Annotated in this window: 38 protein-coding genes, 1 pseudogene and 1 riboswitch; of the genes and pseudogenes, 9 read left to right on the top strand and 30 right to left on the bottom strand. The window is 36.3% G+C overall.

Annotation, left to right across the window (positions count from 1 at the left end; all coding sequences use genetic code 11):
* Nucleotides 1-58 precede the first annotated feature (58 nt).
* Nucleotides 59-493 carry a hypothetical protein gene (locus tag AS180_RS08185; protein WP_025909942.1) on the top strand — a complete coding sequence of 145 codons (435 nt, stop codon included), beginning with the start codon at nucleotides 59-61 and terminating at the stop codon, nucleotides 491-493.
* A 62-nt stretch (nucleotides 494-555) separates the two neighbouring features.
* Here AS180_RS08185 and AS180_RS22420 read toward each other — a convergent pair whose 3' ends face one another.
* A complete protein-coding gene (locus tag AS180_RS22420) occupies nucleotides 556-699 on the bottom strand; it encodes a hypothetical protein (RefSeq protein WP_156413462.1) in 144 nt (47 codons plus the stop codon).
* 92 nt (nucleotides 700-791) lie between these two features.
* Complete coding sequence (locus AS180_RS21600) at nucleotides 792-1,250, bottom strand: GTP pyrophosphokinase (RefSeq protein ID WP_309599124.1); 459 nt, start codon at nucleotides 1,248-1,250, stop codon at nucleotides 792-794.
* A gap of 310 nt (nucleotides 1,251-1,560) precedes the next feature.
* On the opposite strand from AS180_RS21600, the gene AS180_RS08175 reads away from it, so the two are divergent.
* Complete coding sequence (locus AS180_RS08175; protein WP_062686658.1) at nucleotides 1,561-2,190, top strand: YitT family protein; 630 nt, start codon at nucleotides 1,561-1,563, stop codon at nucleotides 2,188-2,190.
* 46 nt (nucleotides 2,191-2,236) lie between these two features.
* Here AS180_RS08175 and AS180_RS08170 read toward each other — a convergent pair.
* A pseudogene (locus tag AS180_RS08170) lies at nucleotides 2,237-2,431 on the bottom strand (NADP-dependent oxidoreductase); the annotation flags it as partial.
* Nucleotides 2,428-2,562 (bottom strand): hypothetical protein, encoded by a 135-nt coding sequence (locus AS180_RS23840; protein ID WP_257788899.1) that lies wholly within the window; start codon nucleotides 2,560-2,562, stop codon nucleotides 2,428-2,430. The gene AS180_RS23840 and the pseudogene AS180_RS08170, both read right to left, overlap by 4 nt.
* A gap of 133 nt (nucleotides 2,563-2,695) precedes the next feature.
* On the opposite strand from AS180_RS23840, the gene AS180_RS08165 reads away from it, so the two are divergent.
* On the top strand, nucleotides 2,696-2,923 hold the full coding sequence (locus AS180_RS08165; RefSeq protein ID WP_062686657.1) for a hypothetical protein: 228 nt from the start codon (nucleotides 2,696-2,698) through the stop codon (nucleotides 2,921-2,923).
* Between the two features lies 1 nt (nucleotide 2,924).
* Here AS180_RS08165 and AS180_RS23510 read toward each other — a convergent pair whose 3' ends face one another.
* Nucleotides 2,925-3,155, bottom strand: a complete 231-nt coding sequence (locus AS180_RS23510; protein ID WP_062686656.1) for a hypothetical protein — start codon at nucleotides 3,153-3,155, stop codon at nucleotides 2,925-2,927.
* A gap of 23 nt (nucleotides 3,156-3,178) precedes the next feature.
* On the bottom strand, nucleotides 3,179-3,358 hold the full coding sequence (locus tag AS180_RS23505; protein ID WP_062686655.1) for a hypothetical protein: 180 nt from the start codon (nucleotides 3,356-3,358) through the stop codon (nucleotides 3,179-3,181).
* Between the two features lie 203 nt (nucleotides 3,359-3,561).
* Here AS180_RS23505 and AS180_RS08150 point away from each other — a divergent pair, with 203 nt between their 5' ends.
* On the top strand, nucleotides 3,562-4,038 hold the full coding sequence (locus tag AS180_RS08150; protein WP_025909936.1) for a GyrI-like domain-containing protein: 477 nt from the start codon (nucleotides 3,562-3,564) through the stop codon (nucleotides 4,036-4,038).
* Between the two features lie 24 nt (nucleotides 4,039-4,062).
* Here the strand turns inward: AS180_RS08150 and AS180_RS08145 are convergent, their stop codons facing one another.
* The 4 genes from AS180_RS08145 to AS180_RS08130 form a co-directional block, all read right to left on the bottom strand.
* Entirely contained in the window at nucleotides 4,063-4,698 is a 636-nt protein-coding gene (locus AS180_RS08145; protein WP_062686654.1) for a FusB/FusC family EF-G-binding protein, read from the bottom strand.
* A gap of 127 nt (nucleotides 4,699-4,825) precedes the next feature.
* Nucleotides 4,826-5,083 carry a CD3324 family protein gene (locus tag AS180_RS08140; RefSeq protein WP_025909934.1) on the bottom strand — a complete coding sequence of 86 codons (258 nt, stop codon included), beginning with the start codon at nucleotides 5,081-5,083 and terminating at the stop codon, nucleotides 4,826-4,828.
* A gap of 333 nt (nucleotides 5,084-5,416) precedes the next feature.
* A complete protein-coding gene (locus AS180_RS08135; RefSeq protein ID WP_062686653.1) occupies nucleotides 5,417-5,896 on the bottom strand; it encodes a hypothetical protein in 480 nt (159 codons plus the stop codon).
* A 112-nt stretch (nucleotides 5,897-6,008) separates the two neighbouring features.
* Nucleotides 6,009-6,164 (bottom strand): YvrJ family protein, encoded by a 156-nt coding sequence (locus AS180_RS08130; RefSeq protein ID WP_025909932.1) that lies wholly within the window; start codon nucleotides 6,162-6,164, stop codon nucleotides 6,009-6,011.
* Nucleotides 6,165-6,354: 190 nt separating this feature from the next.
* On the opposite strand from AS180_RS08130, the gene AS180_RS08125 reads away from it, so the two are divergent.
* Entirely contained in the window at nucleotides 6,355-6,801 is a 447-nt protein-coding gene (locus AS180_RS08125; protein WP_062686652.1) for a hypothetical protein, read from the top strand.
* Between the two features lie 98 nt (nucleotides 6,802-6,899).
* Here AS180_RS08125 and AS180_RS08120 read toward each other — a convergent pair whose 3' ends face one another.
* From AS180_RS08120 to AS180_RS08095, 6 genes are all read right to left on the bottom strand, one after another.
* Nucleotides 6,900-7,301 carry a disulfide oxidoreductase gene (locus AS180_RS08120; protein WP_061785581.1) on the bottom strand — a complete coding sequence of 134 codons (402 nt, stop codon included), beginning with the start codon at nucleotides 7,299-7,301 and terminating at the stop codon, nucleotides 6,900-6,902.
* Entirely contained in the window at nucleotides 7,298-8,014 is a 717-nt protein-coding gene (locus tag AS180_RS08115) for a DsbA family protein (RefSeq protein ID WP_025909929.1), read from the bottom strand. Before AS180_RS08115 ends, AS180_RS08120 begins: the two co-directional genes overlap by 4 nt.
* Before the next feature lie 64 nt (nucleotides 8,015-8,078).
* Nucleotides 8,079-8,900 (bottom strand): M56 family metallopeptidase, encoded by an 822-nt coding sequence (locus AS180_RS08110; protein ID WP_062686651.1) that lies wholly within the window; start codon nucleotides 8,898-8,900, stop codon nucleotides 8,079-8,081.
* Nucleotides 8,897-9,316 (bottom strand): BlaI/MecI/CopY family transcriptional regulator, encoded by a 420-nt coding sequence (locus AS180_RS08105; RefSeq protein WP_025909927.1) that lies wholly within the window; start codon nucleotides 9,314-9,316, stop codon nucleotides 8,897-8,899. Before AS180_RS08105 ends, AS180_RS08110 begins: the two co-directional genes overlap by 4 nt.
* A gap of 64 nt (nucleotides 9,317-9,380) precedes the next feature.
* Complete coding sequence (locus AS180_RS08100; protein WP_025909926.1) at nucleotides 9,381-9,593, bottom strand: DUF2922 domain-containing protein; 213 nt, start codon at nucleotides 9,591-9,593, stop codon at nucleotides 9,381-9,383.
* Nucleotides 9,594-9,609: 16 nt separating this feature from the next.
* On the bottom strand, nucleotides 9,610-9,831 hold the full coding sequence (locus tag AS180_RS08095; protein WP_025909925.1) for a DUF1659 domain-containing protein: 222 nt from the start codon (nucleotides 9,829-9,831) through the stop codon (nucleotides 9,610-9,612).
* Nucleotides 9,832-9,951: 120 nt separating this feature from the next.
* Here AS180_RS08095 and AS180_RS08090 point away from each other — a divergent pair, with 120 nt between their 5' ends.
* Complete coding sequence (locus tag AS180_RS08090; RefSeq protein ID WP_025909924.1) at nucleotides 9,952-10,401, top strand: hypothetical protein; 450 nt, start codon at nucleotides 9,952-9,954, stop codon at nucleotides 10,399-10,401.
* A gap of 59 nt (nucleotides 10,402-10,460) precedes the next feature.
* On the opposite strand, the gene AS180_RS08085 is transcribed toward AS180_RS08090, so the two are convergent.
* From AS180_RS08085 to AS180_RS08065, 6 genes are all read right to left on the bottom strand, one after another.
* Nucleotides 10,461-11,411, bottom strand: coding sequence for an L-lactate dehydrogenase (locus AS180_RS08085; RefSeq protein WP_061785583.1), 951 nt, complete (start codon nucleotides 11,409-11,411; stop codon nucleotides 10,461-10,463).
* A 16-nt stretch (nucleotides 11,412-11,427) separates the two neighbouring features.
* Nucleotides 11,428-12,093, bottom strand: a complete 666-nt coding sequence (locus AS180_RS08080; RefSeq protein ID WP_025909921.1) for a methionine ABC transporter permease — start codon at nucleotides 12,091-12,093, stop codon at nucleotides 11,428-11,430.
* Between the two features lies 1 nt (nucleotide 12,094).
* Nucleotides 12,095-13,108 carry a methionine ABC transporter ATP-binding protein gene (locus AS180_RS08075; RefSeq protein WP_062686650.1) on the bottom strand — a complete coding sequence of 338 codons (1,014 nt, stop codon included), beginning with the start codon at nucleotides 13,106-13,108 and terminating at the stop codon, nucleotides 12,095-12,097.
* A gap of 12 nt (nucleotides 13,109-13,120) precedes the next feature.
* On the bottom strand, nucleotides 13,121-13,939 hold the full coding sequence (locus AS180_RS08070) for a MetQ/NlpA family ABC transporter substrate-binding protein (RefSeq protein ID WP_025909920.1): 819 nt from the start codon (nucleotides 13,937-13,939) through the stop codon (nucleotides 13,121-13,123).
* A gap of 83 nt (nucleotides 13,940-14,022) precedes the next feature.
* Nucleotides 14,023-14,136, bottom strand: a riboswitch (SAM riboswitch).
* A 158-nt stretch (nucleotides 14,137-14,294) separates the two neighbouring features.
* Nucleotides 14,295-14,414 (bottom strand): YjcZ family sporulation protein, encoded by a 120-nt coding sequence (locus AS180_RS21595; protein WP_076512449.1) that lies wholly within the window; start codon nucleotides 14,412-14,414, stop codon nucleotides 14,295-14,297.
* A gap of 85 nt (nucleotides 14,415-14,499) precedes the next feature.
* Entirely contained in the window at nucleotides 14,500-14,964 is a 465-nt protein-coding gene (locus tag AS180_RS08065) for a GNAT family N-acetyltransferase (RefSeq protein ID WP_025909919.1), read from the bottom strand.
* 118 nt (nucleotides 14,965-15,082) lie between these two features.
* Here AS180_RS08065 and AS180_RS23500 point away from each other — a divergent pair, with 118 nt between their 5' ends.
* A complete protein-coding gene (locus AS180_RS23500; protein ID WP_225002213.1) occupies nucleotides 15,083-15,376 on the top strand; it encodes a DinB family protein in 294 nt (97 codons plus the stop codon).
* 239 nt (nucleotides 15,377-15,615) lie between these two features.
* Here AS180_RS23500 and AS180_RS22410 read toward each other — a convergent pair whose 3' ends face one another.
* The 6 genes from AS180_RS22410 to AS180_RS08035 all read right to left on the bottom strand — a co-directional run bounded on the left by AS180_RS22410 (nucleotide 15,616) and on the right by AS180_RS08035 (nucleotide 19,249).
* Nucleotides 15,616-15,774 carry a flagellar basal body-associated FliL family protein gene (locus tag AS180_RS22410; protein WP_153301146.1) on the bottom strand — a complete coding sequence of 53 codons (159 nt, stop codon included), beginning with the start codon at nucleotides 15,772-15,774 and terminating at the stop codon, nucleotides 15,616-15,618.
* Nucleotides 15,775-15,959: 185 nt separating this feature from the next.
* A complete protein-coding gene (locus AS180_RS08055; protein WP_062686649.1) occupies nucleotides 15,960-17,288 on the bottom strand; it encodes an AlbA family DNA-binding domain-containing protein in 1,329 nt (442 codons plus the stop codon).
* Nucleotides 17,289-17,364: 76 nt separating this feature from the next.
* Complete coding sequence (locus AS180_RS08050) at nucleotides 17,365-17,568, bottom strand: zinc ribbon domain-containing protein (RefSeq protein WP_025909917.1); 204 nt, start codon at nucleotides 17,566-17,568, stop codon at nucleotides 17,365-17,367.
* Nucleotides 17,569-17,887: 319 nt separating this feature from the next.
* Nucleotides 17,888-18,013, bottom strand: a complete 126-nt coding sequence (locus AS180_RS23835) for a hypothetical protein (RefSeq protein ID WP_258954115.1) — start codon at nucleotides 18,011-18,013, stop codon at nucleotides 17,888-17,890.
* 23 nt (nucleotides 18,014-18,036) lie between these two features.
* A complete protein-coding gene (locus AS180_RS23495; RefSeq protein ID WP_226372945.1) occupies nucleotides 18,037-18,291 on the bottom strand; it encodes a hypothetical protein in 255 nt (84 codons plus the stop codon).
* A gap of 379 nt (nucleotides 18,292-18,670) precedes the next feature.
* Nucleotides 18,671-19,249 (bottom strand): poly-gamma-glutamate hydrolase family protein, encoded by a 579-nt coding sequence (locus AS180_RS08035; RefSeq protein WP_062686646.1) that lies wholly within the window; start codon nucleotides 19,247-19,249, stop codon nucleotides 18,671-18,673.
* Nucleotides 19,250-19,347: 98 nt separating this feature from the next.
* Here AS180_RS08035 and AS180_RS08030 point away from each other — a divergent pair, with 98 nt between their 5' ends.
* Nucleotides 19,348-20,211 (top strand): glycosyl transferase family 2, encoded by an 864-nt coding sequence (locus AS180_RS08030; protein ID WP_226372944.1) that lies wholly within the window; start codon nucleotides 19,348-19,350, stop codon nucleotides 20,209-20,211.
* A 105-nt stretch (nucleotides 20,212-20,316) separates the two neighbouring features.
* Nucleotides 20,317-20,643: a DMT family transporter gene (locus AS180_RS08025; RefSeq protein ID WP_025909911.1), complete on the top strand. Its 327-nt coding sequence runs from the start codon at nucleotides 20,317-20,319 to the stop codon at nucleotides 20,641-20,643.
* A gap of 32 nt (nucleotides 20,644-20,675) precedes the next feature.
* Here AS180_RS08025 and AS180_RS08020 read toward each other — a convergent pair whose 3' ends face one another.
* Nucleotides 20,676-22,253, bottom strand: coding sequence for a peptide chain release factor 3 (locus AS180_RS08020; RefSeq protein ID WP_025909910.1), 1,578 nt, complete (start codon nucleotides 22,251-22,253; stop codon nucleotides 20,676-20,678).
* A 142-nt stretch (nucleotides 22,254-22,395) separates the two neighbouring features.
* Nucleotides 22,396-22,593 carry a cold-shock protein CspD gene (gene cspD, locus AS180_RS08015; protein WP_025909909.1) on the bottom strand — a complete coding sequence of 66 codons (198 nt, stop codon included), beginning with the start codon at nucleotides 22,591-22,593 and terminating at the stop codon, nucleotides 22,396-22,398.
* Nucleotides 22,594-22,855: the final 262 nt, after the last annotated feature.

Raw genomic sequence — 22,855 nt, 5'->3', positions numbered from 1 at the left:
TGTTTACTCTTGAAAATCGTATATATATTAGTAGGCTAACATCATAGGAGTGAGTTCAATGATTTCTTTACATGCATGGAGCTTATTAGTGGTTGTCTTATTTTTTGTCTATCTACTAATTAAAAACTTATGTCCTTTATATCCATTTAACGATCTTCAAAAGAAAACGTCTGTCCATCGCAAAAGTGAGCTGTTGTATCAATATATTCCCCTTTTAACTATTGGTTGCTGTATGTACATTAATTTACCTTTTACTACTAAGGTAGCTTTTGTTATCACTATTATCTTATTCATTTCTCACATCTTCACTTGGTGGTTTCCGTATTTTTTAGGTGCTCACCGAGTGACAAAACATGAATATGAACAGCTTTATAGCAGAACAAGTAAAATACTCCCCTCCATTAGAACAAACCTTGTTCCTGATAACCAACACCTCATTGTGACTCTCTTCTTTCTATTATTACTTATTCATGAATTTATCATCATTTTCTAAAAGAGGGTGGGACATAACAAAACAAATTTCCAAAAAGATGAACACTCCCTTTTCTCACCTCTTTACGTTACCTGAACACGTTCGTTCCATTGCGCTACGGCCACTCGCTTTCCGCGGAGAGGAATCCGAGCTTCCTCGCTGCGCTGCGGGATCTCATTTTTTCCTCTCTTTCTCGCAGGAGTCGAGTGTCCTACGCTCCATTCCACCCTGTTTCCAACATTGTTTTCACAATCATCAAAAAACCTGAACGATCAAAAAATGAGGAGCTCTCAATCGTTCAGGTTTATCATTGACTGAATTACTTATGTCCCAGCTTCTTTTTATCGTTTGTTACAAGCTTTAATAATTCATCGGGTAAAGGAAACTTCACGTGATTAATCTCAAACTCATTTGCTTCTTCTTGTTCATCGTCTACAAGCTTTAAGTAATTGATTTCTTCATGAAGCTTTTCCATTTTGCGATCTAATTCGGCTGCTGTAACCGCCGCTTCCTTTAATTCATCTATCAACTGCTTTGGAACCTTTTTATTATATTTATAGTAAATTTTATGTTCAAGGCTGGCCCAGAAGTCCATAGCAATGGATCGGATTTGAAGCTCGATAAACACATTTTCTTGCCTATCAGACATAAAGACCGGGATCTCAATAATAAGATGTAAGCTTTGATATCCATTTAAAGCAAACTTATAAGCCATCATAAATCTTGTTAATGTTTGCTTCATTGCCTTTAATTGTTTTACATCAACGGAATGATTCATCTTCATGCTGCCTCTTTTCTTTTTTTGGCTAATCTACTACGCTTTTATTTTACCAACTAAGAAACGCTCTTCACAAATTTCTGCTCGCCTTTTCCACTTTCTAAATATACATTTTATATTCATTTTAAAACTACAGAAATAAACAGAAAAATTAAACTAATTTAAATTATATTACTTTTTTTAATTGTGTTAGATTCTCTTACAATTATAGATACAAAGAATTTTTTTTGTAGTACAATAGGATTTGTGATATCAGAAAAAGAGAATTTATATACAAAAAAATTAATTCATATACAAAGGGGTATTAAAAATGAACAGGGTGAAACAATGGATATGGATTACAATTGGATGCCTTTTCGTAGCAACTGGCATTCAATTTTTAACTGCTTCAAGCCTGGTTATCGGCGGGACAGCAGGATTAGGGATTGTACTTGAACAATTAAGCAACATTTCATTTGGCATGCTTTTCTTTATTATTAACCTACCGTTTTATTTCATGGCTATTACTCAAATTGGCTTGCAGTTTACAATTCGAAGCTTCATAAGCGTTAGCTTAATGTCTATTATGTCAGATGTTCTTGTAGGAATGCTTACCTTGCAACTGCCTCATCCACTGCTTTCTGCAATTACAGCAGGCATCATCATTGGGATTGGGCTTATTATCTTATTTCGAAACGGCTCTTCACTCGGTGGCATTAATATGCTTTGCGTTTTTTTAGACAAAAGGTTTGGAGTGAATCCTGGAAAAACGATGCTTATTACAGATCTTTTCATTGTTGGGTCAGCAACTGCCGTATTTGGGGTCATTCAAGTGCTTTATTCTCTGTTAGCAATTTTTATTATGACAGGATTACTTGGTCGTTACCATAAACGCTCGGCTATTGAGCGTAACCACAAGCAAGAAAATACAGAGGAACAGCAAACCGCATCTGTCCTTTAAAGAAAACCCAGCTTTTATACAAAGTTGGGTTTTTTAATATAAGCTTTTACTCGGCTACTTTTACAAGCTGCTTTCCTAGGTTTGCGCCACTGAATAAGCCTAAAAATGCTTCAGGAACATTTTCAAATCCTTCTACAACATTTTCACGGTATTTAATCTTTCCTTGCTGCACCCATTCACCTAATTGTTTAATCTCCTCTTGAAAGCGTTCTGCATAATCAGCCACAATGAATCCTTTCATTCGACAAATAAAGGGATTTGAACAACTACCTCTCCTTCTTTTGCTTCTGGCATTGCAATTTTTTCAAATCGAAATGTGTCTGTCTCTGGCATTCCAACTGGTCTTTTAGCAAAGATAATTTGTTCATTCATTTGTCTCGGTCCTTTTCACTCTAATTCTTTTTTAAAATATGCTAAAATAACCTTGCTCCTCTTAATTGTAAAGAGGGTGCAAGCTATACCGCAAAGAATATGCTATACATATGCACAAAGGAGAAACAATTTCATGGAACTTATTCGTTGTAAACAAGACGTGGTTAAAAAACTAAATGATTATGTAGAAGTACACCCTCCGGTTATTTTGTTTAAAGAAGGCCATTTTTACTCTATTAAAATGGACATTAATTATAACTGGTTAGCACTAGATGAGGAAGGAAAAGAGCATATCCTTGCTTCTAATACGCGTAACATCCAAGACGATTATTGGTTTAGTTATCACTTTGAGCTTTGCTAAGCTACGAGATAACGTTTAGGCTTCTTGTCTTAGTTTGGATGCTCACGCCGCTTGTTGACCGAGTAAAGAACCGAAGCGTCACCGTATACGTATTGGTTTCTTGCACAGCATTTTGATCTACCCACAAAAAAGGGATGGTATTATTTTGGATAAACCCTAGCGTTAGTACCGCAGCTGCTCCTTGACGTAAGTTTTTGCTCATTAGCTGTTGACTATTCCGATACAAGCGCATCGTCACACCATATTCATAGCTTGTTAGTCCAAGTGGGATATTTGCTTCCCCCCTACAATTCCATCAATCTTTTTTTGCTGCTGAGCAATGTTTGTAGGTAAATCTAGCGTTAAAATTGTTGTTTCACTGTTAAATGGAATTGATAAAGAGCTCGTAGTTTGAGTAGAAGACATTTGAATTCGGCTTTTAAATAAACCTATCATGGCGGTCACCCCTTTACATTCAATTCGTCAATGAAGAAGAGATATTATTGAATATATAAGAGAGGTCATTATGTCCTATACGTAATTCTTACATTTTATGTAAAAATAAAGGATTGCATCTTTTTTTAGCTATTTTCCATTGTCTCATTGTATGTTAAAATCACGATAAGCTTCACTTTATCCCATTACATACGAGGTGGATTATGCAAGGTCAAATCGTTTATAAAGAAGGATTTTCAGTAGTTGGTGTTGCTCAAAAAAGGTCTAAGCTCAATAAAAGAGACGAGGACATAGTAAAGGCTCTTTGGGAGCAAATGGAACAGAATTATAGTACCATTCCTCATCGAAAGCATGATCATATCATGACAGGGATTTGTCTCCCTCCATTTGAAAATGACTACTTTTATATCACTGGTGTAGAAGTAAACGATCCAACCACCATCCCCAAAGGAATGAATGTTCACACGTTTCCCGCTTATACATATATACAATATGAGCACAAAGGTACGTTTGAAAGTCTTCATAAAACTTACGAGATGATTCAAAAAAATTGGCTTTCCAAATCTGGACATCAAGCAATTCCTGGCCCTACATTGGAAATTGTTGATACCTCTACACACTTTAACGTAGATAACGATATTGTAATAAAGATTCACATTCCGATAAAGATTGGTCAGTAAAAAGCGAGGAGCAAGTCCTCGCTTTTAATATAACCACTCAATAAATTCAGTTAGCTTGCTTCGATCTGTTAGATGATCATTACACCATTCACTATCTTGGCAAATATAGTTTCCACGCTTTATAAACGTACCGTCTGAACTTGCTTTTTTCTGGTTCATAAATAGCCCTACGTCCGAAATACGATGACAAATTGTACATACTCCTTTATCTTGAATACGGTTAAATTCACCTGCAACGCCAATTAACTTTCCGTGATGCTCTACGATAAGATACTTTTTACTGGCACCGTAATCATTCCACCCAATATACGAGCAGTGAAGCGTTTCTTCTTTAATGTTAGCCGGTACCTTTAATTTTTTCACCTTTTTAAATAACTTTTTAATTCCGGCTTCGCTTATTTGTGGAAAAGGAATGATAACCGATTCTAAGCTATTCAAAAACACCTCGGCTTCCTTGCTGTCTGACAGCATTGAAATAGGTGACAAAATATCTTTTTGCAACGGTGTTAGCTCTTCAAATTGATTAAATACTCGTTCAGCAGCCAAGGCTTTAATAGCACTTGTTACATCGTGGCTATTAGATTTCGCATAACTGTCAGAGATTAACTTCACTTGCTCTCGTATAAGATTGTATTGATGATGATTAATAAATGCTTCCATATTAAATCAAGCCTTTCTTTTATTCTACTTCTTATTATATGCTCAGGACATTTTGCTAACATGGCAAAAACAGTTCTAAAAAAAGATATACATTAAGGCACCCATCTTTTGATGAGTGCCTTAATAATTACTTTTTATAAACAATTTTTTTAATTGTTTCAACAGCTAAAAAGTATTGTTCTGCTAGTTCATATATTGTTCGGCCTTCTTGAAAAGCTTTTTTAATGTCACAGTTTCGCTTTTTCGTCCATTCTCGGGTACCCGAGCACGCGCCCCATTCTTTTCGGGTTGTACTTGGCACGTAAATAGTTTCTCCTTGGACATATTTCTGAAGTTCTTTAACTAGCTCAGTAGGTAAAACAGTCGTTGCGTTCACATATTTCATTTCTGCTCGCTCCTTATTCTTTACTATAAATAAGGTGGCAAAGCCTATTAAATGAAGTGAACTAAGCAATGGGCGACTTAATCAAGCGTTTATCCCCATGCAAAGTATCGCCTTTCCATTTGTAGGCTTTGCATGAGTACGAACAGAAGCAGGTAAACAGCTGTTTACCATTCTCGATCACCTCCCAAAACGAGATATTCACCTAATTATACCATTTTTCATCCATACTCATGAAAAAAACCGAGAAAATATTCTCAGCTTTCCTTCATCTCTCTGTCTTTAATATATAATTAATTAATTATTTTATGTTCAACTACAAGCTATTTTTCAAGCTTAGTTACGGTTCTTAAATTGTAAAAAGTCTCGATAAAGAGTGAATCGAAAGTGCGGATAGCGTTCTTTATGCTCACGATATCCATAAGGAAGCATTAACGCAAACTTCCCTTTTTCAATTCCCATTAAAAATTTGCTAGAGTCGAGGGAATATTCACGAACAACCCAGCGAGCTTTTTCAATATTTCTAACTACGACTTCTCCTAAATAAATGCCTAGACAACGTTCAAATTCTTCTTTAGTCAGATTAAAAAATGAAAAAGACTGCTGATCTTCTACATCATAATATAGAAGTTCAATTATCTTTAAACTGTCTGGTGAAAAGTCAAATTCAAATTCATCAACTAACTTGCTAATTTCTTTTAACTTTTGTAAGCATTGCCCTCTCATTTCATGGTAATAATAGCTTGCTTCAAATTGATTTTCACATACTATTAAATCTGCTCCATAGCTTGTTGCGATGTCAGGGTACATGTTCATTACTTGAATCCCTCCACTTTTTATCTTAACAGCTAGAACAAGTATAACATGCTCATAAATGCAAAAAGCTCTTTTCCTTTATTTTACTAACACATCGATATTTCTCCACTTTTCAAGTTGATTCATTTTCCCGTTGTTCTAACTCGTAAGGTAATTTTTGAATCGACGTTACAACCATATCAAGCTTCGCTTCAATCCGATGCAGCAAATATAAAGTCACTACAATTGGAAAGCCAACATCTGAAACGAAAGAAAGCCAATCCGTCATTTTTCTTCTCCTCCTTTAATGCTCTATCGCTTTATATATAGGCTTTTTACTTTTCAAAAGGGACGAAAAACAAAAAAAGTTCACATAATGTTCACTTACGAAGCGTTTTTTAAATCTCTATACTTAACAAAGAATTCAAAAGGAGGATTACGATACGCCAACAACAAAAAAACAGGAATTTTATTTTGGAATGATAATGTGCTTAGGCATGGTATTCGTTATGACAACGTATAACTTCATGCTTAATGGAATGTTCAACGTACTAACACCGCTGCAAATGGTAAAAGAAATGATAATGGTCTTCATTATTGCTCTTGCACTTGAATTAGTAATAGTAGGGCCTATAGCTCACAAAGTTGTCTTTTTACTACCTTTTAAGAAAGAGAAGAAGTTTTATATGATCTTAACTTTATCTACGTGTATGGTGATAGGAATGGTGTTTTTCATGTCAATCTATGGACTTATTCATGCATCTATAGCTGGATCTTTGACAAACCAACATGTACTAATTAGTTTCTTTACAATTTTTGCAAAAAACATAATTGTCGCCTACCCAACACAGATTCTTATTATAGGGCCAGCTGTTCGATTTCTCTTTTCAAAATTTATTTCAATAAAACAAGCTCCTTCTTTATAAGAACATCATTTTTAGTTGATGTAATATGTATTTATTTAGAACATAGTTTATTCAAAAATAACAGAAGGACTCCAAGTTTTTAGCTTAGAGTCCTTCTGTTATTTTTGTCTTTTTAACATTACCATTAAGAATGTAATCATTGTAAACGCAATGAATGCTAAAAATGGAATTGTGATAAAGCCAAGCCAGTTAATGTACTGACCTGAGCAAGGTATACCGCTTGTACATGTTTCAAACGCTTGTAATGCAGGTATTTTTTGTAGTGCATAGTGATAGCCCGATACAAGCATACCTACGACTGAGAACGGCAGTACGTATTTATAAATTCTGTCATTCTGTTCATACACAGCTATGCCTAAAATGATCACGAGCGGATACATTAGAATTCGCTGATACCAACAAAATGTGCATGGAATAAAATTAAACAATTCACTAAAAGATAAGCTGCCCAGAGTTGCAACAATTGTAACAATCCAGCTCCCTACTAATGTTTTCTTCATTCTTGTCCCTTCTTCTCAGCTGCTTCTTTAACCATCTTATCAAAGTCTTCAGCAGTTGATCCTTCAAATGGCTTTCCATCTACAAAAAGAGCCGGTGTTCCAGAAACATTTAGTTTCTTGGCATAAGACATGTCTTGGCGGAACGCTTCTTTAAACTCTTCGTTTTCATAAGCTTTCACTACTTTTTGCACATCTTCCTCATTGGCTATTTCGCCGAGGGTATCTTGTAAAAATTGGTCTGTAAAAATATCCTGTGTTTCAGCACCGGCTGAATCAGGTTGTTTCTCATAAAGCAGCTTATGGAACTTCCAAAATGTATCATTTCCTAGCTCTTTGTAAACCGTTTCAGCAAACTGAGCCGAGCGAGTTGAATCTACGTTAATAAAAGCATAGTTCATAAAGTAAAACTTCACTTTGCCTGTTTGAATGTATTCTTGGTCAATCAATTGAAAAAATGTATTGTTGAACTCTTTACAATGAGGACATTTATAATCACCAAATTCAATCACTTCAACTGGTGCATCCTCTTCACCCAAGAACGGTTGATTTTCATAGCTGATATCAGCTTGTTCGCTACCTTTATTGATATTACCAAAGATAATAAACGCTAAAACAACCACGCTCACAATTCCAATTGTCCAAAACAGCCATTTAGAATTTGTAGACTGCTTTTTTTGAACTCCTGTTTTTCCTTTTTTCTTTGACTTTGCCATTTTGTTTGCTGCAACTTAAATAGAAGCAGCTTTCACCTCTCCCTCAATATGTTTTATTCGTTCCTTAATAAGCAAATACTGACCAAAGCAGCACAAACACAGCCACTGACTTTACCATCATAAGTTTTGGAATATTCCATGTGATGGTCATCTTTGGATTTACCAAACACTTTATGCGATAATTGACTGCTGTCTCGGCAAAAGGCGCATATGCATAAGAAGTTTGCTGCTTTTGGTACTTAATCAGTTTTAAAAGCGCACTTCCAATTGGAAGTGTCGAGTCTAGCGAATCAATCGCAGCACGGTCAGCTAACAGTTCACTTATTAATTTGTAACGTTCATTGCTCCACTTCAGCACAGGAAGATACCACAGTGCAGATGCACACAATGATAACAGAAAAATTTTCAGTGGGTCTTTATTACGCCCATGAAATTGCTCATGATATAACACTGCTTCAAGTTCTTTTTTATTTAACAGATTAACTAAATTTGTTGAAACAACAATTTGAGGCTTCACAAATCCTTTCGTTAAAGCAAATGGACGGGTAGAATTAACAACAACGACCCCTTGATAAATATCTTCATCCTTGCCTATGTAACGAGTTAAGCTTGATACTTTACTGACTTTAATTTGATGATAAAATTGGTACAAAAGCCAAAACTGTCTAATTAGCTTCCAGAAAACAAGCAAGAGGGTATAAACCACAAACCCATATAAAACATACTGTGCCCACTTCCAACCAATATGTTCTACAGCGTGATAGCATAGAGTAAACACATTTAAATGATGATGTGGGTCTATGAGATAAACCGTCATTTGTACAAGCAGGCTAATGGCTACTAGTATGGATGCGTAAAAAAGAACAACAGATTGCTTTTTATTCATATTTCTTCGCTCGCTTTTAACTTTTTAATTTTCTGTTCTAAAAGCAGCAGCAGCTCTTCATCTGCTTCTTCTACTGCATCTAACATATGACTCACAGCCAAGAGTCCAAATTCATCAATTAATTCAGACGTTAATTCCTTAGATTGCCCTTCTAAAAATTCCTGCTGTGACAGCACAGGTTGATAAACAGAAACTCTCCCTTTTACATACTTGTCCAACAGCCCTTTTTCTACAAGACGATTCATAACGGTCATAACCGTATTGAAGTTGACTATCTTATCTTTTTCAAGAGCAATTTGAACATCTTTAATTGTCATTTGTTTTCCATGCCATATACATTCCATTACCTTTGCTTCTAGAGGTCCAAAAAAACGATTCAAGCCACTTTCTTTAAACTTAAACTGTTGAATCTTCATAAAAAAACCACCTCACACTACTCATTGTAGTGCGGAGGTGGTTTTTGGTCAAGGCAAACCATGTTTAGATTTCAAATTCCGTTACGTTACGCTCAATGATCTGTGCACCCTTTTTTGATGTAAGTGTTCCACCATTTGATGTGAACACATTGCTTGCTAAAATCTGATCCATAGCTGCGCTGATTTCAGAAGCTTCAAGCCCTTCTTTCGGCTGCTCAATTGAAATACCCACTGTTTTTTGTTCTAAGTTCAAAAACTGCATTGTTAATGTTTTCATTTAGCTCCCCCCTTTATTATTCACTTACAAGCGTATATGTTACGACTTCTGCGACTTCAACAAGTGGAAGTAACTGTAGACTCGCAATGGCTTCACTTGCTGTTAGCAACGCATCAGGTGAAGAAGCTATTGCAATATTTGGGTATAGTTTGGATTTTAAAATCATCGTTCCATCCTCCTTATCACCGTTGTGAAATGTCATGCGAAGCTGGCTTTTTTCCTGAATTTTTTCTGCCATCCTTCATTCCCCCTTTCGCCTTATATATAGAAATCTAAATAGGACGGAGGGATGATAGATACAAAAAAAAATCTCCTTTATAATAAAAGAAGATTGTGATAGAGAAAGAGGATTTTAACTATGAAAAGATGGATTTCACTGCTTATTTTTTTACTCGCCTTTCCCATTGCTTCACACGTCTCAGCAAGTAACCATCACGTTGATGAACAAAAACTCGGGCCGTTTTATTACACAGTATACAATGATACATCCTCTCAAAAGTGGGACATCGGCGTATTAAACCATGAAGAAAAAACAAATATTTCTGAAACAAAGCTTAACAACGAAGGGCTACTTTTATTTAAAGAAACCATTGATGAATTAGCAAAGCTCTCTATCCAACTTGGTATTGCTTGTATTGTGTTAATTGGGATCATGCTTTTCTTTATTTATCGGCTGTTAAAGAGAAAGCGTTTATTTTTGCGTATTTCCCTTTTAGCCTCTAGTGTTGCTTTTATCTTTTTGCTTGTTACAACCATAGAAATTTTCAAAAAGACGGAGCAGGCAAAAACCTTATTTTATTTAGTATGAGTTATGTATGTACGACAAGCTATCGTTAAAAAGCACGCTTTTCAGAAAAGCGTGCTTTTTTAGTGCTGTATTTTTTGAGAACGTATTTCAGAAATTGCTGTTTGAATAATGTTTGCTGAATATTCCAGCTTACGATGTTCTTCTAGTGATAAATGAAGAGGAATTCGTTTCTCAATTCCTCCTTTTCCAATAACAGATGGAATACTGATAGCTACGTCATGTAAGCCATACTCTCCCTGCAATATCGTAGAAACTGGAAAAACAGCTCGTTCGTTACTGACAATGGCTTTGGTTAGCTGTGCAATCGCGTTTCCAATACCAAATTCCGTATTTCCTTTCAGCCAATAGATTTCAAAACCTAGTTTGATCACTTCTTTTTCAATTTTTTCTTTATCTAAAATAGACTGCTCATGTTGGTAGTAATCTTCTAGTTTTTGTCCAAAAATTGTTGAATGTGACCATAGTGCAAACTGCGAATCGCCATGTTCACCAAGCATATACGCATGAACGTCATGTGGCTTTACCTTGAGTTCATTTGCAACAACTCGCCGAAGACGTGAACTATCTAATAAAGTTCCTGTTCCAATTACACGCTCTCTTGGCAATCCAGACAAACTCCATACATGGTATGTAATAACATCACATGGATTTGTGGCTACAACGTAACAGCCTGAGAAACCAAGCTCTTTTAGAGTTGTAACTACTTCCATAATAATAGGTGCAGTTGCTTTTAGTTCATCAAGCCGCGTTTCACCTTTTTGAGGTCTTGGACCGGCAACGCTTATAATAATCACATCTGCATCTTTAATATCGACCAATCCACCTGCATATACGTTTGTAAACCCAGACGCTGTGACAGTTGCATCCTGTAAATCAAGCGCGTCACCTTCCGCTTTTTCCTTTAAACAATCCACAAGTACCAATTCTTCTATTGCTTGCTGATTAACTAATGAAAAAGCTGTCGCTGAGCCAACATTGCCACATCCAATAATTCCAACTTTCCTTCCCATGAGCAACCTACCTCTCTTACCCTTCTCTTTTTAATCTCTTAGCTAGCTGGCTACCAAACGATTGAATCAACTGTACCATAATAATTAATACGAGAATAGTTGTGTACATCACTGTTGGTTCAAAGCGTAAATGCCCATATTGAAAGGCGATATCTCCAAGCCCACCAGCACCAACAAGGCCTGCCATTGCAGTAGCACCGATGAGACCAATTGTTGCAATAGTTAATCCTAAGATAATACCAGAACGCGCTTCTCTTACAACAACGTACCAAATAATTTTTGACGTTGAAATCCCCATTGATTGATATGCTTCCACTATTCCTTTATCAACTTCTAACAGCGCAGACTCCATTAATCTTGCAATATAAGGTGCGGTATAAACCACAAGGGGAACAATTACGCCTTGTACACCAATGGTTGTTCCAGCAATAAGCTTAGTAAATGGTAGAATGAAGAATAATAGAATAATAAATGGAATCGAACGAATAATGTTGATGATCCAGTTCAGAACTTGGTATAACCATCTGTTTTCTGACTGTCCACCCTGTCTAGTTACAACAAGTAAAATCCCAAGCGGTAAACCAATCAAGATGGCAATAACTAATGAGATACTTGTCATGGTTAACGTTTGAAGGAAGCCTTCCCAAATAACGTCTCCCCACTCTACAAAAAATTCAGCCATCTTATTTCCACTCCTCTACAATAACGCCTTCACTTTCTAAATATCCGATTGCTTCTTCATAAGCTTCCTTATCTCCTCTTAAATGAACAAGCAGCTTTCCAAGCGTTTCATTTTTTAACTGTTCAATTCCACCGGCTAAAATACTTGGTAATACATCAAATTTGCGTGAAACCATCGCAAGCGCCGGTTCATTGGACTTTTCACTTCCTTTAAAATAAAGTGATACAAGCTTACCAGTTTTACGATATTCTGTTTTTAAAGCTTCTGGAAGATTAAATGCAGATTCTGAACCAATAAAACGCTTAGTTGTTGGATGCTGTGGATGAGTAAATATATCCACTACTTTTCCTTCTTCTACGACTCTTCCATTTTCCATCACTGCTACGCGATCACAAATACGTTGAACAACGTTTAATTCGTGCGTAATTAGAAAAATTGTTAAGCCTAATTCTCGGTTAATTTTTAATAGTAACTCCAAGATAGCTTCCGTTGTTTCTGGATCTAAGGCACTTGTGGCCTCATCGCTTAATAAAATTTCAGGCTCATGCGCTAACGCTCGTGCAATGGCAACACGCTGCTTTTGACCGCCAGATAGCTGAGACGGGTAGTGATTAACTTTATCAGACAACCCGACAATTTCTAAATACTTCTCTGCGCGCTTTTGAATGGTTTCTTTATCAATGCCTTCTAGTTTTAGAGGAATTGCAATGTTTTCATATACAGTTGCTGTTTTTAATAAATTATACCCCTGGAAAATCATCCCGATTTTCCGGCGTGTCTTTTGAAAATCCTGCTTTGAAAGAGTCGTTAGGCTTACACCATTAATGAATACTTCTCCAGACGTTGGTTTTTCAAGTAGATTAACACAGCGAATCAGCGTACTTTTCCCCGCACCGCTATATCCAATTACTCCGAACACCTCTCCTTTTTCAATAGTCAAGGACACGTCTTTCACAGCCTCCACTTTCTTGCCGTTGACTTCATATGTTTTGGAAGTCTGCTTTAATTCAATCACGTTCACCACTCCTTAAAATGCTGGGACAACTGAGCCGTTAAACTCTTCTTCAATAAATTGACGAATTTCATCTGAATGGAAGTATTTCTCTAGCTGTTTTACAACTTCATCATCTTTATTTTCCGTACGTACAACAACGTAGTTTGGATATGGATTGTTTTCAATTTCTTCATGGAAAATGGCATCATCATTAATTGTTAAACCTGCACCCATCGCAAAGTTTGTGTTAATTGCAGCAGCTGCTACTTCACCTAATTGAGATGGAATTTGTGAAGCTTCTAGCTCAACGATTTCAAGATCCAGTTTATTTTCAGCTACGTCTTTTTTCGTTGCTTTTTCTTCAACGCCTTCTTTTAATTTAATAACTCCAGCCGCTTCAAATAGCTTTAACGCACGATATTCATTACTTGGATCATTTGGCACAGCAATTTTGTCACCTTTTTTCAGTTCTTTTATATCTTTAATGCCGTCTGCATAAATACCCATTGGAAACGCAACCGTTTTAAACGCATCCTCAATTTTATAGCCTTTATCTTTTACCTGTTGTTCTAAAAACGGTAATGTTTGATAATTATTTAAATCTAAATCACGTTCATCAAGCGCTGTGTTCGGTGTATTATAGTCGTTAAACGTTTTAATGGTAATCTCTAATCCATCTTTTTCTGCTAACTTCTTCACTTCTTCGTTAATTTGTTGATGAGGACCACCAGTTACTCCGATTGTAATTTTTTCTGTGCTCAAAGTCTTTGCTTCTTCTTTTCCGCACGCAGCCGTTACAATTAGTAGTGCTGACGCCAGTGTTAAACCTAGTACTTTTGTTGTTTTTTTCATTATGTCAATCGCTCCCTTTTCTTTTTTTCCATAAAAAAAACGCCTCTTGCAGATAAAGAGAAGCGATTTTAACCAATCCGCTTCTCTTATCTTTCAGTGTATAAAGATACACCGCAGGATTTAGCACCGTTACAGCACGATTGCTGATAGGTTGCCGGGTTTCATAGGGCCAGTCCCTCCACCACTCTCGATAAGAGTTGCTTTTTTATTCACTTTGTTATGATGGCTATTCTACGGGTAGTTTGTATATAGTGTCAATATTTTTTTAATTTTATTTTATAAAATTTTTTAGATTAGTTTTAATTTAAAGAAAAGAAGCATACAAAAGTCTCCTTTTGTATGCTTCTTTTCTTTATTAATTCCAACAAACGCATCCTACAATAACAAGAAGAATAAACAGAACTAAGATTAAGGCAAACCCACTGCCGCCTTTATTATAGCCGTATCCTCCACAATAACCGCCGTAAAAACACATAACATACACCATCCTTTCTGTCTCAGTGTATGCACGCATCATCCTTTTGCTTGTCTAAACGCCCATTTTCTAAAAATATGTACCCTTAACTCAATATTTGTCGCAGTCGAATCATATCACGACATTGAATACCATTTTCATAGATTTCTTCTTCATAATTATGAACAAAGTGATCCATTTCAATTCCTGTAATACGAAATCCACATTTTTGATACAACGCCAACTGCTCAATACTTGAATTACCTGTTGCAATTTCTACGCTTTTATATCCATAGTGCTTTGAAAGCTTTAAAGCTTCTTCCACCAATTGCTTTCCGTATCCTTGATTTCGCATGTTTTTCTTTACTACAATATTGACAATTTCCACCGTATTCGGCCTTGTTGGTAGCAGTACAACAAGCCCCACTAACTCACCATCTGCTCTTCCTGCAATGCATGTTCCTCTCTCAATATAGCCTGAAATAACCTCTTCTGATGGATCAGCTTCCTTTAACAACTCAATATGGTTCTTTGTTACTTGCAATATTTTTTCAAAACGTAAACTAGACATGGTATCGCCCTTTCTTCTTACTATTTTCGTTAAGCAAACTACACCGTATTTGACTGTTTCCCTGTTATAATTAAAAGATATTACTAGAAAAGAAACAAGTCTAAAGGAGGAATTATTTATGAATTTATTGTTATTACATCATTTAGAAACCGTTCGAAGTATTACGCTAAAAGTTTTATCAAGCGTAACTGAACAGGAATCGTTAGTAACTCCCGATGGCTTTTCAAACAACATTTTTTGGAATTTAGGGCACATTGCATATATTCAAGAAAAGCTTGTTTTTGAGCTTGCTGGAAAGAAAAATCAATTGCCTGCCTCATATGAGCGATTATTCGCGGCTGAAACAAAACCTTCTCAATGGAAGGAAACACCTCCTACCTTAATTCAACTAAAAGAAGAGCTGATGACTTAAACTGAGCGTATTAAAGAATTCATACCCGCTCATTATGATTTGAAGCTAGCCAAGCGGTTCACTAATAAAGCTGGCATTTCGTTTGATCACGTTGGCAGCACGTTCTTGTTTAACTTTTACCATGAGGGAATGCATGTTGAAACAATTAAACAAATTAAAAAAGCTATTCAAGAAAAAAATCCTAACAATTATTAGGATTTTTTTCTTGAATAGCTTACCCGTATATCTGGTTAAAATCTCTATATTTGTGTTACCCCTACTGTTAATATGTATGTTTCATTTACCACAAACTTATCTACTGCTTCTTTTTGCTGCTCGAAATGATAATAAGCAGCGCACACCCCTCCCAATCCTGCTAGCGCTAACACAATTAACAGAATGGACCCAACCTTTTTCATGTTTCATTCTCTCCCCTATGTCTCACAAAGTCTGATATAAACCTTTGTAACATCCCCTTTTGTTTGAAAGGTTTATTCAAGCGAGTTTGAGGAATAACCACTATTCCCCTCACTCTATTTGATGGTACCATACCTTTTTCAGAAAATGTATAAATGTTCTCAATTGTTAAAAAATAGTCATTTTTTTACTTTGATTGATAAAAAGATTGCATAAGAAAATGAAGAGCTTTGTTTTTTGAGAGACCAAACGCGTTAATAATATAATCAACATATTGAAATAAAGATTCGCCGTTTTTTTCTTTTAGCTTCATAGCTCGAAAAGATTTATTAAATCGATAATGCTTTTTATCAGAAAAAACTAGGCCTTCTTCTCTTAAAAAACCTTTATATGCCTCATGGTTAAAATACAAAACATCATTTCGCACGTTTTCAAGATCAATTACAACAATCATATCTTCTAATTCAGCGTTGAGCTGCGTCATACATTCAATGTACTCACCAAGACAGCTTAGTAACAATGTTAAAAATTGATGGCCATCAACGTATTGAAATTGATCAAAAATAGCAGCATTTCTGTAGCTTGGTACGCACTCTTGCAAAACAGATTTTACTTCATCAAGCTCTTCTACATATGGAATTGGAATATGAAATTTTGCCGCTCCATTAACAAACTGTTCCCAAGCAACGGTTTTATCATAGGAGTCAATAACATCAGTGTTTCGAAAAATAATTGACTCTGCAGAATATGATGCTTTAACAAACGGTAAATGAACGTTCATTTCAATTTCTTCATACATTGGATAAGCTTTCGGTTCATTTGATTTTGATAAGATATACTGCTTTAATTTATCTTCATCCATATGTTCCAATAAGTACAAGTCATAAATTGGAATGACGTACATATTGCACATTCCATAGTGAACATAGCCTTCGCCGTGCGTAAGCCCCTTTCGGTTATAGATAGATAATTCTTTTGTGCAAAATGCTTCTAAACGCATCATTCGGTCTTTTGACTTTTGATATAGACGGTCCAAGTGATAGCGGTCATCAATTTCTGAAATTGGAGAAGTTCCGCTCCCAATACGGCGATAAACTTTCCCGTATGACATATAAGGAGGGTACAAGCCTTCTGGAATCCAAATAACAAAGACGCCGTACTCTGTGGTATGTTCAGGTGATAGAAACCGAGTAAAAATACGAGGAATTGGATTCGTTACATCCTTCAGCATGTTGTGAATAAAGAGCTCATACTCTTTTTTTTCAAGTAAATTGATTGAGTAATCATCTTCATCAACTCCAAATATTAGCCACCCGCCCATTTCATTGGCAAACGATGCAATAATATTTGGAATCTTCCTCTTCACAGTAGAACTAACTTCTCGCTTAAATTCAAGCTGATACCCTTCTTCTAACTGCTTCGCAACCATCACTTCTACATCAGAGAAACAAATTTCAGCAATCGTTAGCTTTCTTCCCTCTTTATTTATGAACGGCGAATAAAACGAATCACTCACAGTTTCCCCTCCTCATCATATGCATATAACTTATCCATATGATGAAAAGTGGCTAAACAGTCGTATTTCTTCTAAATTAACCAAAGAACAAATCGAGAATATTAGACGCCTTAGACGCTTCTTTATTATAAAACTCTGAGTAACCGCATGACTTACAATAAACCACAACAAAGCGGTTATGCTGAACGTCTAAAAGCTTTGAAAGACCTGTGCCTGTCATTGCCACTTCCTTTTGCCCAACGCTCTGTCCACCACATTTTATACATCCCGCCTCTTTCATTTCTGTCATCTCCTTTGTTAAAATAAAAAATCTAATTTATATTAAGTAATACGAAATAGTGTTTAAAAAGTTTCATATTTTTCCGTTCTTACAATACTCGTTGTTTACCTTCTTTGGACAGAACAATATGAAATCCAAACGAACTACCTCCATTTTTATACTTTTTATTCCTTTTTCCTCCAAATCATAAGCTTTACTATGAAAGTGCTCAAATTTTGTTGGTGGCTTTTTCTTACGAATAACTTTCCATAGTTTTATACATGTTCCCAAAACTAACATAATTATGATCCAATAATAATTTTGCAAAACGAGCTCCCTTCTAGCTATCAATTCCAAGCTCAAGCACATATAGCATCTCTTTTGTATCAAATACAAACGTACAGACATGATTTGTATAATGATTTACGTGTTCCATTGCAAGCAAATAGCCATTGAGTTCATTCATTGATACCCCTCCCTAGTGTTCTACTATTTCTTTATCACTTGTTTTGTGTAATCGTCGGCCATTGATTTTGTATAGAATTCAATAATATTTGATTCCGTGTCTTTAAAATACACTCTTGTTTCATTTGCTTCTTTTATTATCTTCACATCGATACCTTCCTGCTTCAACAATATAAGCGTTCCCTCAAGATTTTGCTTCTGCACGTGGAGAGCTAAGTGAACGTGAACGCCACCCTCATCGTAAAGGTTTGGCCAGCTTGAAATATTCAGCTGCTTCATCTTTTGCTCAGCTTTGGAAAACATACGAGGAAGCCATAGTCCTAGCCTTGTTGGCCCTCCAACATAGAGCCATGTTGCCCAAACTCCATTTGATTCCTCGGTAAACTGTCCGTTATCATACCCTCATTGTTCCACGATTGGAAAGCCAAGCTGATTAGACCAAAACTGTACGGCTCGTTCCATTGACTGTACTTCAAGGACAACTTCTGATATTTCTTCTGTTTTAATTTTCATCTTATCTCCTCACTTTATAAACCAACCATTAAAGGTGCAACACTTTCTTTTTCTATATTTTAGCATATCTTCCATATGGAGATGCGCTTTTCAACTATCCTGCAATAAAAATACAGCGCCTATTTTTTCCGGCGCTGTATACATGCTATTCACTTTCTTTAATCGCTTTTACTAACGATTCAATAAAAGACTGTTTTTTTTCTACGTTAGTTAACAGCTCATCATATTGAGGTACTGTCAATTCTAACTGCAGTCCCTGATGGCGGGTATTATCATTTGCAATATTATCTGGCGAAACTCCTCTTAAATGAGGGGGCGGCTCAACTACAATAAACCCGGGTTTTAATAATTCTTTCACGCGAGATGCAAGAGGTTCATCGCGCCCTCCTATATAAATCTCTCGTTCCGCACCGCGTGCACCGTGAAATGAAATAGTTATATTTGACTGATGGACTAATGACCTTGCCAACTCTTCATCGTAATGAGTAGATGTTACATGCAGTTCAAAGGGATCTTCTTTTTTTAAGCATTTAAATGCATAAAAAGTCCCGTTAACCTCCTGCGCCAATTCCCTTGCCATTTCAAGTGTACCCTCTTCCATTGTACCGCCATGAATCGCCAACACAACAATGTCTTTCTTACGAATGATGCACTCAATTTCATAGTCAATTCCAGCTCGCTCACACTGAGATAGCTCTTGAAACGTTTGATATATATCTCGCACAACGATCACTTCCCTTCTATTGTTTCTTAATATGACTTGATTTTCATAGAGTATACATTAAACGTACAAGCACTTTTTTAGATTTTTCATAAGATGGAATGAATGCTTTTTACTATATAGAAAGTGGTGTTAAACAATTGATTGAAAACTACACGCGAATTGCAATCAAAAAGCATCAGCTACATGATGTTGATTTATTAAATGACATGCCGTATGTCCTTGCTGTTGAGTGGGACGGCGTATTATATGAATTTTTAATCAAACTAAAAGAAAACTCTTCAAAGATGATTCTGTTAGGCTCTGGAGCTGGTGCTAAGCAAGAGCACCCGCAAGGTCCTCCTTATTTTCAGCGCCATTCATGGATGGACCTATTCGATGCATCCGTCATTTATTATAACGATCCTACCTTATATTTAGGTCCGCTTTCGTTAGGATGGGGACAAGGAACAAAAGAAAGGTTTTATCTTCAAGAAATTTCTGTTTTGTTAAGTGAAATTCTAGCGAATTTACAAGTCCCCCTATCACACGTAACCTGTTACGGGTCGTCAGGCGGAGGCTTCATGTCGCTCATTTTAGCGGGTTATTTAAAAGGTGCTACAGCAGTTGTAAATAATCCACAAACATGCTTAACGAAGTGGCTTAAAACACCCGTTCGTAACGTTTTTTCTTTATCTTATCCCAACATGTCACAAGAAGAAGTGGTTCAAATGTTTTATGAGCGAATTAACATCTTAGCGTTTTATCAGAAAATGGGTTACGTCCCACCAATTGATTATCTCCAAAACGCAGCCTCAGAATTTGATATGACTAACCATCTTACTCCTTTTCTATCAGGACTTCACACATTAAGTGATGAATGTGAAGTCAATGAAATTAAAGTGATATTAAACTATAACAAAAAACAAGGACATGCCGCTTTAGGAAAGCAAGAAACTGTGGATTACCTATCGAAGAAAAAATAGTAGCGAGTTTTTTCATCCTATGATAAGATGTCGAAGTTAAATTTAGCATATCTTACAGTATACGTCGTAAAAAATATTTTTTTACGTAGCGAGGGGTGAATTCAGATGCAAGCCTATTTATTTCTAGCACTTGCTATTACAGCGGAACTTTTTGGAACATCCATGTTAAAAGCATCTCAGGGATTTACAAAACTCTGGCCAAGCATTGGTGTAATCGTTGGATTTGGAGTTGCGTTTTATTCACTCTCTGCTTCTCTTCAACAAATTCCACTGAGCATTGCCTACGCAATTTGGTCAGGAGTAGGAACTGCCCTTACAGCTATTATCGGTGTTGTGATTTGGAAGGAAAGCGGCAGCATCTCAATGGTCATTGGCATTACGTTAATTATTGCAGGAGTTGTCATTTTAAATTTAAAGTCATTTGCGCATTAAAAGAAACGCTTGGCAACCGCCAAGCGTTTCTTTTATAAATTAAATGGATCTAAAAACTTCACGTCAGGATACTTATCTTGGAATAAGCGCCATACAAAATCATTTTCAAACATGAGTACAGCATGCCCATCCCGATCTTCAACAAGCATAACGCGAGAGTCAAACATGCTATCCTTAATCGTCTCTTTGTCCACCCATTTTGCAATGCTATGAGACATGCGAACAAACTCTAAATCTACGTTATACTCACCTTTCATACGGTGTTCAAACACTTGGAACTGAAGCTCACCAACAGCACCTAAAATATAATCTCCAAAGAACGGTGTACGATAGAGCTGAACCGCTCCTTCTTGTACAAGCTGATTAATTCCTTTTTCAAAATGCTTTGATTTCATGGCATTTTTAGCACGTACTTTCACAAATAGCTCGGGTGGAAACTTCGGAAGCGCATCAAATTGAAACACTTTACCATCGCCGACAATCGTATCTCCAATTTGATACGTACCAGAATCATACAAACCAATAATGTCACCTGGATATGCTGTATCCACCGTCTCACGACTTGATGCTAAAAATTGATGTGACTGAGCAAGCTTCATTTTACGATTTGTACGAGCAAGCGTTACGTTCATGCCACGCTCAAACTTCCCTGAGCACACGCGTACAAAGGCAATTCGATCGCGGTGAGCAGGGTTCATATTTGCTTGAATTTTAAAGATAAAGCCTGAGAAATTGTTATCCGTTGGTTGAATTGTTCCAACAGATGATTCACGCGGCTGTGGTGGTGATGTTAATTGCAAAAATGAATTGAAAAACGACTGTACTCCAAAGTTTGCAATCGCACTACCAAAGAATACAGGTGTTAAAAGGCCTTGCTTTACTTTTTCAATTGAAAAATCGTTACCTGCTTCATCAAGAAGAGATAATTCATCCACAAGCGTTGGCAAATACATTTCATCCACATGCTTTTTCACTTCATCATCAATGTTTTCACCGTCAAAGTCTGCAAAATATGATTCTTTATTTCCTTGGTACACTTCGATTTGCTTCGAAAAGCGATCGTACGTACCTTGGAATCTTTTCCCCATGCCAATCGGCCAAGTCACTGGGTAAGACTCAATTCCAAGTACTTCTTCAATTTCTTCCAATAGCTCTAGAGGATCTTTTCCTTCACGATCTAGCTTATTGATAAATGTTAAAATTGGAATCCCACGCATACGACACACTTTAAATAACTTTAACGTCTGCGCTTCGATTCCCTTTGTTCCATCAATAACCATGACAGCACTATCTACCGCTGTTAGTGTTCGATATGTATCTTCACTGAAGTCTTCGTGTCCAGGTGTATCTAGGATGTTGATAAAATGATTTTTATATTCAAACTGCATTACACTTGATGTAACGGAGATTCCACGCTGCTTTTCAATTTCCATCCAGTCAGATGTTGCAAACTTTCCTGACTTTTTACCTTTAACTGTTCCAGCAGAACGAATCATTCCACCTAGTAATAACATTTTTTCAGTTAATGTTGTTTTTCCAGCATCCGGGTGGGAAATGATGGCGAACGTACGACGTGAGTCGACCATCTGCTGTTGCTGTTGATTGCTCATAAGTTTAATTATCCTTTCTACTATACAATTCCTATTTTCATCATTTCATTATACGCTTTTTTTATACAAGATGACCAGCCTTTTTCGAAGGAAAAGAAAAAAGGCCCCCATTTGGGAGCCCCTGATAATCCTATAAAAAGAATTACTTTTGAACGTTAGCAGCTTGTGGTCCACGAGCACCTTCAACGATTTCAAATGTAACTTCTTGGCCTTCTTCTAAAGTTTTGAAGCCTTCGCCTTGGATAGCTGAGAAGTGTACGAATACATCGTCTTGTCCTTCAACTTCGATGAAACCGAAACCTTTTTCAGCGTTGAACCATTTTACTTTACCTTGTAACATAATCTCTTTTCCTCCTCGTGCAGCAAGCTACACCTTGTGTATTACTCCATTCTTGCTCTTACAATAAGTCAAGACGAAACCCATCGAACTATCCTTATGGAACAAAAATAAGCAACTTTATTGTACCAAATTATCAAAAAAATTTCAAAGGGATTTGTATAAACTTTTACTCATTTTTTTCAAAGAAATCGTACTTTTTTTGCTTTTTTTATTCATAATAACCTAGGCTAAATTTAGGGTAACTCATATTTATCTATCAGCT

The organism is Priestia veravalensis, assembly GCF_001457055.1.
Lineage (GTDB): Bacteria > Bacillota > Bacilli > Bacillales > Bacillaceae_H > Priestia > Priestia flexa.
This window is presented reverse-complemented; position numbering and strand designations above follow the sequence as displayed.